This is a genomic window from Butyrivibrio sp. XPD2002 (genome assembly GCF_000423945.1).
GTDB lineage: Bacteria > Bacillota > Clostridia > Lachnospirales > Lachnospiraceae > Butyrivibrio.
The window spans coordinates 144,774-159,982 of the sequence record NZ_KE384116.1 but is presented as its reverse complement, the minus strand read 5'-3'; the positions used below and the strand labels follow the sequence as shown (position 1 = coordinate 159,982).

10 protein-coding genes and 1 other annotated feature are annotated in these 15,209 nt (G+C 45.1%); all 10 genes read right to left on the bottom strand.

The window, feature by feature from the left end; all coding sequences use genetic code 11:
* Positions 1–54: 54 nt before the first annotated feature.
* Positions 55–3,915 (bottom strand): DNA-directed RNA polymerase subunit beta, encoded by a 3,861-nt coding sequence (rpoB, locus tag G587_RS0119335; RefSeq protein ID WP_026493588.1) that lies wholly within the window; start codon positions 3,913–3,915, stop codon positions 55–57.
* A 212-nt stretch (positions 3,916–4,127) separates the two neighbouring features.
* Positions 4,128–4,505, bottom strand: coding sequence for a 50S ribosomal protein L7/L12 (rplL, locus tag G587_RS0119330; RefSeq protein WP_022760814.1), 378 nt, complete (start codon positions 4,503–4,505; stop codon positions 4,128–4,130).
* A 51-nt stretch (positions 4,506–4,556) separates the two neighbouring features.
* Positions 4,557–5,132, bottom strand: a complete 576-nt coding sequence (gene rplJ / locus G587_RS0119325) for a 50S ribosomal protein L10 (protein WP_026493587.1) — start codon at positions 5,130–5,132, stop codon at positions 4,557–4,559.
* A 23-nt stretch (positions 5,133–5,155) separates the two neighbouring features.
* Positions 5,156–5,280, bottom strand: a sequence feature (ribosomal protein L10 leader region).
* Between the two features lie 46 nt (positions 5,281–5,326).
* Positions 5,327–6,469, bottom strand: a complete 1,143-nt coding sequence (gene prfB, locus G587_RS0119320; protein ID WP_026493586.1) for a peptide chain release factor 2 — start codon at positions 6,467–6,469, stop codon at positions 5,327–5,329.
* A 104-nt stretch (positions 6,470–6,573) separates the two neighbouring features.
* Positions 6,574–9,144 (bottom strand): preprotein translocase subunit SecA, encoded by a 2,571-nt coding sequence (secA, locus tag G587_RS0119315; protein ID WP_026493585.1) that lies wholly within the window; start codon positions 9,142–9,144, stop codon positions 6,574–6,576.
* Positions 9,145–9,269: 125 nt separating this feature from the next.
* Entirely contained in the window at positions 9,270–10,307 is a 1,038-nt protein-coding gene (locus tag G587_RS0119310) for an ABC transporter substrate-binding protein (protein ID WP_026493584.1), read from the bottom strand.
* Positions 10,304–11,341 carry an ABC transporter permease subunit gene (locus G587_RS0119305; protein WP_026493583.1) on the bottom strand — a complete coding sequence of 346 codons (1,038 nt, stop codon included), beginning with the start codon at positions 11,339–11,341 and terminating at the stop codon, positions 10,304–10,306. Before G587_RS0119305 ends, G587_RS0119310 begins: the two co-directional genes overlap by 4 nt.
* Positions 11,342–12,445 (bottom strand): ABC transporter permease, encoded by a 1,104-nt coding sequence (locus tag G587_RS23690; protein ID WP_035787352.1) that lies wholly within the window; start codon positions 12,443–12,445, stop codon positions 11,342–11,344.
* Between the two features lie 3 nt (positions 12,446–12,448).
* Positions 12,449–13,957, bottom strand: coding sequence for a sugar ABC transporter ATP-binding protein (locus G587_RS0119295; protein ID WP_026493582.1), 1,509 nt, complete (start codon positions 13,955–13,957; stop codon positions 12,449–12,451).
* A gap of 74 nt (positions 13,958–14,031) precedes the next feature.
* The gene (locus G587_RS0119290) at positions 14,032–15,126 is read right to left on the bottom strand and encodes an ABC transporter substrate-binding protein (RefSeq protein WP_026493581.1); all 1,095 of its coding nucleotides are present in this window, start codon (positions 15,124–15,126) and stop codon (positions 14,032–14,034) included.
* Positions 15,127–15,209: the final 83 nt, after the last annotated feature.

Below are 15,209 nucleotides of genomic sequence, written 5' to 3'. Positions count from 1 at the left end.
ATTCGTAACCTCTTTTCTGTTGTTTACATGGTTGCAGTTACTAATTACCGCAAATTAAAAGTTGTCATCAAGACCATCTGCAGCATCAAACTCTTCTTCCTCGTATGCTGCTTCGTCATCCTCAGTCACAAGCTCGCCATCTTCATCGAAAGCCTGTGTCTGATAACCATTCTCTGCAAGGTTCTCACGATCGATATCGCGGTTTACCTCACCTTCAATTTCATAGCGGTAGTCAGAATCACTGTAATCAACCGACTCCATGATCTCAACTTCGGTATTATCCTCACGAAGTACACGTACATCCAGACCAAGTGACTGGAGCTCCTTCAGAAGAACCTTGAAGGATTCAGGTACTCCGGGTTCAGGAATATTATCGCCCTTGATGATTGCTTCGTATGTCTTAACACGTCCTACAACATCATCAGACTTAACTGTCAGAATCTCCTGCAGTGTGTAAGCTGCACCATAAGCCTCAAGAGCCCAAACTTCCATCTCTCCGAAACGCTGTCCACCGAACTGTGCCTTACCACCAAGAGGCTGCTGTGTAACCAATGAGTAAGGGCCGGTTGAACGTGCATGGATCTTATCATCAACAAGGTGATGGAGCTTCAGGTAATGCATGTGTCCGATAGTGGTCGGTGAATCGAAAGGAATACCTGTACGACCATCTCTAAGCTGAACCTTACCATCAGTGTGGATCGGAACACCCTTCCAAAGCTCTCTGTGATCTCTGTTATCATAAAGGTACTTCATGATATCGGGATCTACGCTGTCTTTATATTTCTCTTCAAACTCTTCCCATGTACTGTTTACATAGTCGTTAGCCATAGTAAGAGTTGCCTGAATATCTTTCTCGTTAGCACCGTCGAAAATAGGTGTAGCGATGTTAAATCCAAGAGCCTTAGCAGCAAGTGAAAGGTGAATCTCAAGGACCTGTCCGATATTCATACGAGAAGGCACGCCCAGAGGATTAAGTACGATATCAAGAGGACGACCGTTAGGCAGGTACGGCATATCTTCTATAGGAAGTACACGGGAAACGACACCCTTGTTACCGTGACGACCAGCCATCTTATCGCCGACTGAAATCTTTCTCTTCTGTGCAATGTAAATACGAACTGCCTGGTTTACACCGGGGCTAAGCTCATCGCCGTTCTCTCTTGTGAATACCTTGGCATCAACAACGATACCATACTCACCGTGAGGAACCTTAAGTGATGTATCACGAACCTCACGTGCCTTTTCACCGAAAATAGCACGAAGGAGTCTCTCTTCAGCTGTAAGCTCTGTCTCTCCCTTAGGAGTAACCTTACCAACAAGAATATCACCTGCACGAACCTCTGCACCGATACGGATGATTCCGCGATCGTCAAGGTCCTTAAGAGCTTCGTCACCAACACCGGGAACGTCTCTTGTGATCTCTTCAGGTCCGAGCTTTGTCTCACGTGCCTCTGCCTCGTACTCTTCAATATGAATAGAAGTGAAGACATCGTCACGAACAAGTCTCTCGCTGAGAAGTACAGCATCCTCGTAGTTATAACCTTCCCAGGTCATGAATCCGATAAGAGGGTTCTTGCCAAGACCAAGCTCACCCATGTATGTTGAAGGACCATCAGCGATAACATCGCCAGCCTTAACATGATCGCCCTTGAAGACGATAGGTCTCTGGTTATAGCAGTTACTCTGGTTACTTCTCTGGAACTTAATGAGGTGATACTCTTCCTTCTCACCATCATCGTATGTCATCTGGATAAGTTTGCTATCTACGAAATCGATAACACCATCCTTCTTGGCAACAACACAAACACCTGAGTCAACAGCTGCCTTGTGCTCCATACCTGTTCCTACTGCAGGAGCCTCTGTTGTAAGAAGCGGCACTGCCTGACGCTGCATGTTTGATCCCATAAGAGCACGGTTAGCATCGTCGTTCTCAAGGAAAGGAATAAGTGCTGTAGCAACTGAGAATACCATTCTCGGTGATACGTCCATGTACTCGAACATGGTCTTAGGATACTCGGAAGTCTCTTCTCTGTAACGACCGGAAGCATTGTTCTTCTTGAAATATCCCTGCTCATCAAGAGGTGTATTAGCCTGAGCTACATGGTAATTATCTTCTTCATCCGCTGTAAGATACTCAACCTCATCAGTTACGCGAGGGTTCTGAGGATCTGTGCGATCTACCTTACGATAAGGAGCCTCTACGAAACCATACTGGTTAACTCTTGCATAGCTTGCAAGTGAGTTGATAAGTCCGATGTTAGGACCTTCAGGAGTCTCGATAGGGCACATGCGTCCATAGTGAGTATAATGTACGTCTCGAACCTCGAATCCGGCTCTGTCTCGTGAAAGACCACCAGGACCAAGTGCTGAAAGACGACGCTTATGAGTAAGCTCACCAAGAGGGTTATTCTGATCCATGAACTGTGACAGCTGTGAAGATCCGAAGAACTCCTTAACAGCAGCCTGTACAGGCTTAATGTTGATAAGGCTCTGAGCAGAGATCTCATCAGCATCATGTGTTGTCATTCTCTCACGAACAACTCTCTCAAGTCTTGAAAGACCGATTCTGTACTGGTTCTGTAAAAGCTCACCAACGCAGCGGATACGACGGTTTCCAAGGTGATCGATATCGTCATCATGTCCGATACCATACTCAAGATGCATATTATAGTTAATGGAAGCAAGAATATCTTCCTTAGTAATGTGCTTGGGAATAAGCTCGTTTACATTCTTTCTGATAACATCAGCAAGGCTCTCAGGATCCTTATCAGCACACTCTGTAAGGATATCTCTGAGTGCAGGATAGTAAACATCCTCAGTAATTCCAAGTTCCTCAGGATTGCAATCGATGAAGCTTGTAATATCAACCATCATATTAGAAAGAACCTTGATATTACGCTCCTCACCCTGAATAAGAACATAAGGAATACCAGCGTTCTGAATCTCAGTAGCAAGTGCACGGTCAACCTTAGTGCCTGCTGCTGCGATCATCTCGCCTGTGTTCTCATCGATAACGTCCTCTGCAAGGATCTGCTTATTAATTCTGTTCTTAAAGTGAAGCTTCTTATTGAACTTATAACGTCCAACCTTAGCAAGATCATATCTTCTTGCATCGAAGAACATAGCAGTAATAAGGCTCTCTGCGCTCTCTACGCTGAGAGGTTCGCCGGGACGAATCTTTTTGTATAATTCAAGAAGACCACTCTGGTAATCAGTTGAGGGATCCTTAGTAAAACTAGCCTGGATCTTGGGCTCATCACCAAACAGGTCAACGATTTCTTCATTAGAACCGATTCCAAGTGCACGAATAAGTACAGTTACAGGTACCTTTCTGGTTCTGTCAACACGTACATAGAATACGTCATATGAATCTGTCTCATACTCGAGCCATGCACCACGGTTAGGAATAACAGTGCATGCGATCAGCTTCTTACCGATCTTATCACGAGTTATATCATAATAGATACCGGGGGAACGAACCAACTGGCTGACGATAACTCGCTCCGCGCCGTTGATAACAAATGTTCCGGTTGCAGTCATAAGAGGAAGATCACCCATGAAAATCTCATGCTCAGCAATCTCTCCGCTCTCTTTATTATTAAGGCGAACCATAACCTTAAGAGGTGCTGCGAAGGTCGCATCTCTCTCTTTACATTTCTCGATTGTATTCTTGTTCTTGTCGATCTCATCTTCGCAAAGCTTAAAATCAACAAACTCAAGACTCAGCTTACCGCTGTAATCCTCAATAGGAGAGATATCGTTAAAGACCTCTTTAAGACCCTCGTCAAGAAACCATTGATAGGAGTTCTTCTGAACTTCAATCAGGTTCGGCATCTCCAGGACTTCCTTCTGGCGCTGGAAACTCATACGTACATTTTTACCAGTACCACTAGGATGCAATCTGTTTTTTTCCATTGACATTCACCCCGTTCTTATTTTTTATTTAGTAGTAAAGCCAACCGCTACCTAAAAAAGCGCGCAAAAGCCCACCACTCCACAATAGTGCATCATCCATTCTACAACAAGCTTTTTTTTAAGTCAAGTATTATTTTTGCTCAAAAAAACAAAATAAAAAAGAAGAGATGCTTTCGCATCTCTCCCTCAGTAAATCTCTATAAAGACGGTTATTACTTAAGAGTAACCTTTGCACCCTCAGCCTCAACCTTAGCCTTGATGTCATCAGCCTCTTCCTTAGAAGCGCCTTCCTTGATCATCTTAGGAGCGTTGTCTACGAGATCCTTTGCTTCCTTAAGTCCAAGACCTGTGATCTCACGAACAACCTTGATAACCTTAACCTTGTTAGGGCCAACTTCTGTAAGCTCTACGTTGAACTCACTCTTCTCTTCCTCAGCACCTGCTGCTGCGCCGCCTGCTGCTGCTACAACAACACCTGCTGCTGCTGATACACCGAACTCCTCCTCGCAAGCCTTTACAAGGTCGTTGAGTTCAAGTACTGATAACTCTTTGATTGCATCGATAATCTCTGCTGTGGATAACTTTGCCATTATTATTTACCTCCATTAAAAATAGTTAGTTTTCGTTTTAAAAATTAAATATTACTCAGCTGTTGTAGCTGCTGCCTCTTCAGCAGGAGCCTCAGCTGTCTCTGCTGCAGGAGCTTCCTCTGCGGGAGCTGCCTCGCCGCCCTCTGCCTTCTTCTCTGCAATCTGCTTAACCACACGAGCGAAGTTTGCGATAGGTGACTGCATAGAACCAAGCAACTTGGAAAGCAACTGATCCTTAGGAAGGATTGCTGCGATCTCCTTGAGTGCCTCTGCGTCATACAGCTTACCCTCGATCACACCACCTTTGACCTCAAGTGCCTTTGCCTTCTTTGCGAACTCAACAAGTACACGTGCAGGAGCTGCAGGATCTGTCTCAGAAATAGCGAGTGCGCTAGGTCCGTTAAGAAGATCTGAAAGCTGCTCGAAGTCTGTACCCTTGAATGCGAAGTTCATCATCGTATTTTTGTAAACCTTGTAGCTGACATTCTCGGCACGAAGCTTTTTACGAAGCTCTGTGTCCTCAGCAACAGTTAAACCACGGTGATCTACAAGTACAAGTGCCTGAGCGTTCTGAATTTTCTCAGAAATCTCTTTTACTACGGGCTGTTTTAATTCAACCTTTGCCATCTTTTTACCTCCTTATAGAATTTACCGCCAAAGAAAAAGCCTCTCGAAGACGAGAGGCATAAAAGTCTTATCAAACTTTTCCTCGGTAGGCGCTAAGCTTACGTCATCAAATGACACCTACTGTCTTCGGCTGGTCATAACGACCTTGAATACATTAACACAACATAAATATTATGTCAACAACTTTTTTAAATTTATTCTTCCTCAGTGTCGCCAACCGGCTTACCGCCTGTAGCGAGCCACTTAAGATAAGCATTGATAAACGGATCAAGTTCTCCATCAAGAACTGCGTCAGCGTTGGAAGCCTTGAATCCTGTACGTGTATCATTAACCATTGTGTAAGGCTGAAGAACGTAGGATCGGATCTGGCTTCCCCAGGCGTTATCCATTACCTCACCTCTGATACCTGCAAGCTTTGCTGCCTGCTCTTCCTGTTTCATAATGAAGAGCTTTGCCTTGAGCATCTGCATAGCCTTGTCCTTGTTCTGGAACTGAGAACGCTCATTCTGGCAGGCAACTACGACGCCTGTAGGAATATGTGTGATACGTACGGCAGATGATGTCTTATTGATGTGCTGTCCACCGGCACCACTTGAACGGTATGTATCAATTCTGAGATCATCAGGATTGATGTCGACATCTACATCTTCCTCAATATCAGGCATGATATCGCAGGAAACGAATGAAGTCTGTCTCTTAGCCTGTGCATTGAAAGGACTGATACGAACAAGTCTGTGAACACCGTGCTCTGACTTAAGAAGTCCGTAAGCGTTAGTTCCTGAAATCTGGAATGTAACTGACTTGATTCCTGCTTCATCACCATCGAGGTAGTCAAGAACCTCTGTTGAGAAGCCCTTTCTCTCTGCCCATCTGGTATACATTCTGTAAAGCATTGATGCCCAGTCGCAAGCCTCTGTTCCGCCTGCACCTGCATTAAGTCTGAGGATTACATCATATTTATCGTAAGGTCCGTTCAAAAGATTGCTGATACGGATCTTCTCAAGAGTATCTTCAAACTGATCAAGCTCAGATCTGATCTCAGCTGCCATATCGTCATCATCAACACCCTCTTCATTCTGAAGGTCGATGAGATCCATCATGTCATCATACTGTTTATGAAGACCCTCTACCTCAGCAACAAGATCCTGCATGTTCTTAAGATTTCTTGTCTTCTTATTGGCTTTGTCAGCGTCATCCCAGAAAGTAGGCTCTTCCATCTCACGGGACAACTCTTCAATCATTTTTTTCTTTGAATCAAGGTCAAGAGAAGCTGTCACCTCATCAAGAGTACCTCTGAGATTAGAAAGCTCGACCTTCATCTGATCAAGTATTACCATATCTATTCCTTCCAGTTCTCAAGGGAAATGCAGAGCTCATCACTCTGCATTTGTTTTAATGTCATCAGTAAAGCAACTTATATTACCAATTAAATTAAAATTGGTCAACCCTGTGCTCTGCCGTGGCAGTTCTTATACTTTTTACCACTTCCGCAAGGGCAGGGATCATTGGGATAAACCTTGGCTTCCATACGCTTTACAGGCTCCTTGGCAGCACTGTCATCCTTATTTGTTCCTGTAACCTTTGCAACCTGCTCACGCTCAACCTTCTCTTCGATGTGAACGTGGAAAAGAAGTCTTACTGTATCTTCCTTAATGTTACGAGTCATATCATCGAACATCTCGAAGCCGGCAAGCTTGTACTCGATCTTAGGATCTCTTTGGGCAAATGCCTGAAGGCCGATACCCTGACGGAGCTGATCCATATCATCGATGTGGTCCATCCACTTTCTGTCGATAACCTTAAGAAGAATTACACGCTCGATCTCACGGATTGTCTCGGGTTCCGGGAACTCAGCTTCCTTCTCCTCATAGAGCTTAACAGCCTCTTCCTTAAGCTGCTGCATAAGTCCGTTCTTGGTAAGCTTTGTGATACGTCCGCGGTTGATCTTCTTAAGAGGAATGATAGGAAGCAGAAGCTCGTTGAGCTCTGTAAGATTCCACTCATCTGAATCAGTAACCTCTCCGACTACTGTCTGAACTGACTCCTCTACTATATCTGTAATCATTTTATAAACAGTATCGCGCATGCTGTCGCCGTTAAGAACGCGTTTACGCTCGTCATAGATAATCTCTCTCTGCTCGTTGTTAACCTGGTCGTACTCAAGAAGGTTCTTACGGATACCATAGTTGTTATCCTCGATCTTCTTCTGAGCTGACTCGATAGCCTTTGAAAGAGCCTTGTGCTCGATCTCCTGACCCTCAGGAATACCAAGTGAGTTAAACATTGAGATAAGTCTCTCAGAACCGAACAGTCTGAGAAGGTTATCCTCAAGTGAAAGATAGAACTTGGATTCACCGGGATCTCCCTGACGTCCTGAACGTCCACGGAGCTGGTTATCAATACGTCTGCTTTCGTGACGCTCTGTACCTACGATCTTAAGACCGCCGGCAGCAAGTGCCTCATCATCAAGCTTGATATCGGTACCACGACCAGCCATGTTAGTTGCGATTGTAACTGCGCCGTGCTTACCTGCCTCAGCAACTATCTGAGCTTCCATCTCGTGGAACTTGGCGTTAAGTACGTTGTGAGGAATTCCTCTCTTCTTAAGAAGCTTACTTACTTCCTCAGAGGACTCAATTGTAATAGTACCAACAAGAACGGGCTGTCCCTTTTCATGAGCTGCCTGAACAGCATCAGCTACAGCGTTCAGCTTCTCCTTCTTGGTCTTGTAAACCGCATCCTGAAGATCCTTACGGATTACAGGCTTATTGGTAGGAATCTCGATAACGTCCATTCCGTAGATATCACGGAACTCTCGCTCCTCTGTAAGAGCTGTACCTGTCATACCGCACTTCTTCTCGAACTTATTAAAGAAGTTCTGGAAGGTGATGGTAGCCAGTGTCTTGGACTCTCTCTTAACCTTTACATGCTCCTTAGCCTCGATAGCCTGGTGAAGACCATCTGAATAACGGCGACCGGGCATTACACGACCTGTGAACTCGTCGACGATAAGAACCTCATCATCCTTAACGATGTAGTCGTGATCCTTTGCCATAAGGTTGTTAGCTCTGAGGGCAAGGATAATGTTGTGCTGGATCTCAAGATTTTCCGGATCAGCAAGGTTATCTATTCTGAAGAAGTTCTCAACCTTTGCAACACCCTGTGCTGTAAGGTTAACGAGCTTATCCTTCTCATTAACTATGAAGTCTCCTGACTCCTCCTGCTCGATACCCATGATGGCATCCATCTTGGAGAACTCTTCCATATCAGCACCACGTGTCATCTGCTTAGCGAGGATATCGCAAGCCTCGTAAAGCTTTGTTGACTTGTCGCTCTGACCAGAAATGATAAGAGGTGTACGAGCTTCGTCGATAAGGATTGAGTCGATCTCATCGATGATCGCATAGTTGAGTCCACGGAGAACGCACTGCTCTTTGTAAATTGCCATGTTGTCACGAAGATAGTCGAAACCAAGTTCGTTGTTAGTAACATAGGTAATATCGCAATTATATGCTGCCTGTCTCTCTTCGCTTGTCATGCTGTTAAGAACTACACCAACAGTAAGTCCCAAAAACTCATGAACCTTACCCATCCACTCAGCATCACGCTTAGCAAGGTAGTCGTTAACTGTAACAACGTGAACACCCTTACCTTCAAGTGCATCGAGGTATGAAGGAAGTGTAGCAACCAGTGTCTTACCTTCACCGGTACGCATCTCTGCAATACGTCCCTGATGCAGAATCACACCACCTATGAGCTGAACACGGAAGTGCTCCATGCCAAGTACTCTGCAAGCTGCCTCACGAACTGTGGCATAAGCCTCAGGCAAAACATCATCAAGTGTCTCCCCATTCTCAAGTCTTTTCTTGAACTCATCGGTCTTAGCCTTAAGCTGCTCATCTGTGAGTTTTTTCATCTCAGGCTGCAGACTCTCAATCTTATCTACAGTACTCTGGATTCTCTTAAGCTCTCTCTCACTATGTGTGCCGATGATCTTATCAATAATACTCATTCTTTATCGCTCCATTAAAATTTTGCGTATGCCATAAAAAAACAGGAAGCAGATCCGCCTCCTATTTTATAAAGACAAAATCACAAATGACATTCTAGCAAATAACGCGCATATTATCAACCCTGCTAGGGTTCCTGAATAGTGTACTCCGTACCGTCAACAACCACATTTTTTACCGAACTAACGCAGCTGAAAAGCCCCTCGTCCACATAGTTGAATTTCTCAGGTGTTTCGCCGTTTTCCAGGGACTCAATAAGCGCCTGTACTCTGGGTCCGTGCAGCGGATTGCACTCTGCTATGCAGGATATCTTGCCCTCTCTGCAGTACTGAAGGGACTGCTCATTTACTCCATCAAAAGAGACCACCATGACCTCTCCGTTCATAATGTTCTGTCCCACACGTTTTCCTGCGCTCTCTAAGGCGTCAATTGCTCCTATAGCCATATTGTCATTTTCGCAGTAAACCACATTTATATTGTCATAACCCTTAAGAAGAGCGGCCATAACCTCTCTTCCCTTGTTCTCCGTAAAATCGCCGCTGACCTCAGTCATGAGATCCCAGCCGTACTCCCTGGCAGCATTTGCAAGGCCCCTGGTTCTTCCGATCTGCGCCGTGGAACCGGGAGTACCCTGAATATTAACTATGTGCAGATTCTCGGGAGAGATATTTCTTCTGTCTGTAAAAGCCTTGAGCCATGCCGTCATCTTCTTGCTCTCGAGCTCGAAATCAGAGCCCACCCAGCAGGAATACAGGCTCTTATCCGCCACATCAACTCTCCTGTCCACAAGAATTACAGGGATCTCCGCATCCCTTGCTTCCGTAAGAACCGACTCCCAGCCTGTCTCTGTGGCAGGTGCCAGCACAATATAATCCACACCCTGCTGTATAAAAGTCCTGACTGCCGTTATCTGATTGGCCTGCTTCTGCTGACCGTTTTTATATACTAAATTGAAGCCATTCTCGGGAGTCAGTGCTTCCTGCATGGAAGCAGTATTGGTATTCCTCCAGTCGGATTCTGCTCCGAGCTGTGAAAAACCAACAGTTATAATCTCTCCCGCTGTGGCTTCTTCCTTGTTTTCTTCTTCAATGGTTCTGCTCCCGCAGCCGGCCAAAATAGCCGGGAGCAGGAGCAGTAAGGTAAGTAGTGTAATGGTTTTTTTCATGCCTTAAGTGCCTTTTTCTTCTGAGCCATAACAACGCTCTGAATAAGTAAGAATATGCAAAGCATAGCAGCAATTGTAATTCCTGTCCACCATGCCTGGTCAAGACCGGCAGATGAAACAATATTCTGGATAGTACTAAGTGAAAGCACTCCGAAAAGTGTTCCGATGATATTACCAACACCACCTGTAAGCATTGTTCCGCCGATGATGGATGATGCGATAGCATTCATTTCCATACCCATTGCATGGCTGGCTGAACCTGAACCAACATGGAGGAAATAAACATAACCACCGATACCTGCAAGCACGCTGCATATCATATGTGATAAAAACTTGGTTCTCTTTACGTTTACACCGAGCATAAGTGCGCTCTGCTTGTTACCGCCAACCGCATAAAAGCTACGTCCGAGCTTGGTCCAACGAAGAACAACAAATAAAACAGCAACAACTAAAAGTGCAACTATAACTCCGATCTCAACATAAGCAGGAACATAAATACCCTTTTTATTGGTAGTTCCCATACCCGGGATCACGATTCTCGCAAGCTTAAGAGCTGTGAACTCCTCGTCTGCAACGTTGAAGGGAGCAGTATTAACAATTGTCGTCATACCTCTGGCAAAGAACATACCCGCCAGCGAGACGATGAATGGCTGAATATCAAGATAAGCCACAAGGAAGCCCTGAACCAGACCGTATGCCACACCAATTCCAAGAGCAATAAGAATTGATCCAAAAATGCTTCCATCGTGATAATCCAGATAAACCGCGCAGCACATTGATACCAGAGCCACAACACCACCAACGGAAATATCGATTCCGCCGGAGATCATAACAACGCTCATTCCGCAGGCTGTGATGATCAGCGCAGCGTTGGCGTTCAGGATATTGAAGAACATCTGGGGCTTTTTAAAAGCACCACCCTGAAATACGATCGCACCGATATACATCGCAAAGAAGATTACGACTGTAATAGTAAGAAGAAGCATTGTATCGTTCATCTTACCGAAAACACCTGTCTTTTTCTCGTTTTTCATTTAGGCCACCCCCTTCTTGGAAAGCGCAGCCTTATCCGACGACGCGAACTTCCTTGTAAGCTGCTTCATATAATCTCTCACTGAAGGAGCAGAAAATACAACAAGAACAATAACAACTACAGCCTTATAAGCTGCAAGTGCATCTGACTGCACATTGAATTTGTAAAGAGTAGTTGTAAGGAACTGGATAACATATGCGCCAAGTATTGAAGCCCACATATTGAACTTACCACCTGAAAGAGCGTTTCCGCCAAGCGCTACCGCAAGGATCGCATCCATCTCGATATCCTTTGCAATAACGGAATAGTTAATTGTGGAAAGACGGCTAACCTTGATAAGTGCAGCTACTGCAACACACAGTCCCAAAATTACAAAGCTGAGGAACTTAATAAATGTAGGATTGATACCGTTAAGTCTTGATGCTCCCTCATTGATACCAACAGCCTGTGTATAGAGACCGAGGTTAGTGAACTTAAGCACAAGAGCTATCACAACGATACATGCGATTACTATGAAAACTGTGGTCGGAACCGGGATTCCGGGAATAAAGCTTCCAAAGTAAGCAAACTTCGGATCGGGAACGATAGGCAACTCATTGTTGTTGATCCATGCTGCGATTGAACGTCCCGCCGTGAAAAGGATCAGCGTTGCGATCATGGGCTGAATCTTGAATACCGCAACCAGCATACCGTTAAAGGCGCCGCAGAGCATTCCTACTACACAAGCCACAAGAAAAGCAACTATGATAGGAGCTGCAAGCTCTGTGGGTCTTGATGTTCCGCCGCAGAGAACTCTCAGCATAGCTGAACCAGCAATAGCTATTGTTGCTCCGACTGAAATATCCTGTCCGCCTGAAGCAGCAGTTACAAGTGTCATACCGATTGCCAGGATTCCAAGCTCTGAGCCGTAATCCAGAATCGTTATAAGGTAACCTGAGAGAACAGGATTACCTGCATTGTTTAATCCGAGACTTATCTTGAAAAATCCGGGATCATTTATCAGGTTTATTACCGCCAGGAGAAGAAGTGCCAGAATCGGTATAAACAACTGATTTCCTACGAGCTTCTTGAAAAAGCTCTCATCTTTATTTGTCGTTTTACTCATATCTTACTTATCCCCCGCGATCGTACTCATTATCTTGTTCTGTGTAAGGTCATCTCCGGAGAGCTCTCCTACAACCTTTCTGTCTCTCATAACAACCAGTCTTGAGCAGGTTCTGAGCATCTCATCAGTTTCCGAAGAAATGAAGGTAACACTCATACCGTCCTTTGCAAGCTCAAGCACCAGCTTCTGAATATCTACCTTTGTTCCGATATCGATACCTCTTGTGGGCTCGTCAAGAATTAGATATTCAGGATGCATAAGAAGCCATCTTGCCAGAATAACCTTCTGCTGATTACCACCTGAAAGCTGTTTGATCGGTGTTTCAGCTGAAGCGGTTTTGATATTCAGCTTCTTTATGTACTCATCAGCAAATGCATTTACCTGGGCCTTGCTGAAGGGCTTGAAAAATCCTGTCAGTACCTGAAGTGCCAGGATAATGTTTTCCTTTACAGACAGATCTCCAATGATACCGTCTCCTCTTCTGTTCTCAGGAAGATATGCGATACCGTTTTTCATAGCATCAAGAGGCTTACTGATCTTAACCTCTTTGCCGTGCATCTTGACAGAACCGTTTATAACTCTGTCCGCACCGAAAATCGCTCTTACACATTCACTTCTTCCGGAACCCAGAAGTCCGGTGAAACCGTTGACCTCTCCCTTCTTAATATAAAAATCGAAGGGCTTAATTCCTGCATTACTCTGAAGACCTGATGCTTCAAAAATCTTCTCATCCGCATCCGCGCCTTCGTATGTTCCTCCCTCTCCCTTGATATCAGAGAGATCATCCATCTGCTTACCAAGCATCTTGGCAACAAGCTGAACTCTGGGAAGATCCTTGATCTCATACTCTCCGACAAGGGTACCGTTTCTGAGAACCGTTATCTTGTCGCAGACCTCGTAAACCTGATCAAGGAAATGGGTTACGAAAATAATACCAACTCCTCTCGCTTTAAGATCTCTCATAAGACCGAAAAGCTTTTCAACCTCCTGCTCATCCAGAGATGATGTAGGCTCGTCAAGGATCAGAACCTTACACTCCATGTCCACCGCTCTGGCAATGGCAACCATCTGCTGAACAGCCAGTGAGCAGCTTGAAAGCTGCTGATTAGCCTTTGCAGGAATCTCTAAGGACTGCAGAATCTTATCTGCGTCCGCATTCATCTTTTTCCAATTTGTTATCTTACCTGCCCCACGTCCTATAAACATGTTCTCAGCCACAGTAAGGTTGGGGCAGAGGGTTATCTCCTGATACACAGTACTGATTCCGAAGTTCTGCGCATCCTGAGGTGAACCTATTGCCACCTCTCCACGACCTTCAAGAGTGATAGTACCTGTATCCTTGGTGTAAACACCTGTGAGAACCTTTATAAGAGTTGACTTTCCGGCTCCGTTTTCCCCCATAAGTGCATGGATCTCACCCTTGTTCAGTGAAAAATCCACATTTTGAAGCGCCTTTACACCCGGAAAGGTTTTGTTAATGCCTCGCATCTCGAGCACTCTGTTTTCTTCCACCGGCTATACCTCTTTTCTTTCATATTACATAAAAGAGCGGTGCGGACATTCCGCACCGCTCAGAAAATCAATAATTAGATACCATATTTATCAACGTCGTCCTGAGTAATTGTCTCAGCATCGAAGCCCTTCTCGTCCATGATGATGGTCTTCTCTGAAAGTGTGCCGCCACTCTCAAGAGTCTTGATGATCTCGTCGATGTAGCTAGCCTGGAAAGGATTGCACTGTCCATCATAGTTCCAGTTCTGAGCAAGGAGCTCTTCAAGTGCCCACTTGTTGCAGTCATAACCCATAACGATAACGTCTTTGCCTACGCCGTGGCTGATACCAGCTGCATCAAGAGCTGCAACAGCACCCTTAGCCATATCGTCGTTCTCTGCATAGATTACGTTGAAAGGTGTACCTGCATCGATAACTGACTGAACGATCTGCTGAGCCTTCTCTGCGTTCCACTCAGCTGTCTGCTGTGTAACAAGGTTCCATGTTGACTCAGCTGCTACCTTATCGGAAAGGGCACCACTACGTCCCTGCTGAGCTGCACTACCCATAACACCCTGGATGTGGATGATGTTGTACTCATCAAGTCCCTGACCTGCGAGCCACTCAACTGCCATCTCACCTTCCTTAGCCATATCAGATACGATTGAAGCCTCATAGAGACTAGGATCTGCATCGATTGTACGGTCGAAAAGGATAACCTTTACGCCTGCGTCCTGAGCATCCTTAAGAACTGAATCCCAGCCTGCTGTATCAGCTGCTGAAAGAAGAAGATAATCAACTTCATCCTGGATAAAGCCCTGAGCTGCTGTGATCTGCTCATCATTCTTTAAGCTGTATGCAAACTTTGCATCATAGCCGTTAGCTTCTGTAAACATTGCCTTCAAGTCAGCATCGTTTGCTGTACGATAACCGGACTCGTTAGGATCGTTGTTAATGATACCAACCTTGATAAGATCGCCTGATGCAGCGGATGTATCCTCTGTAGCGGTCTCTTCAGTTGTCTCTTCGGTCTTTTCCTCAGCTGCGGGCTCCTCAGCCTTCTCTTCAGCTGCAGGTGCCTCAGTTGCTGCAGGCTCTGCAGGAGCTTCCTGCTTAGCGCCACCGCCACAAGCTACGAGGCCAAGTGCCATTGTAGATGCCATCAATATTGACAATACCTTCTTCTTCATAACTTTTTTTCCTCCTAATTGAAAAAAGTAATTGCTAAGGGACCATTCCCTTAACAATTACTATTCTAATTTTTACAGATAAA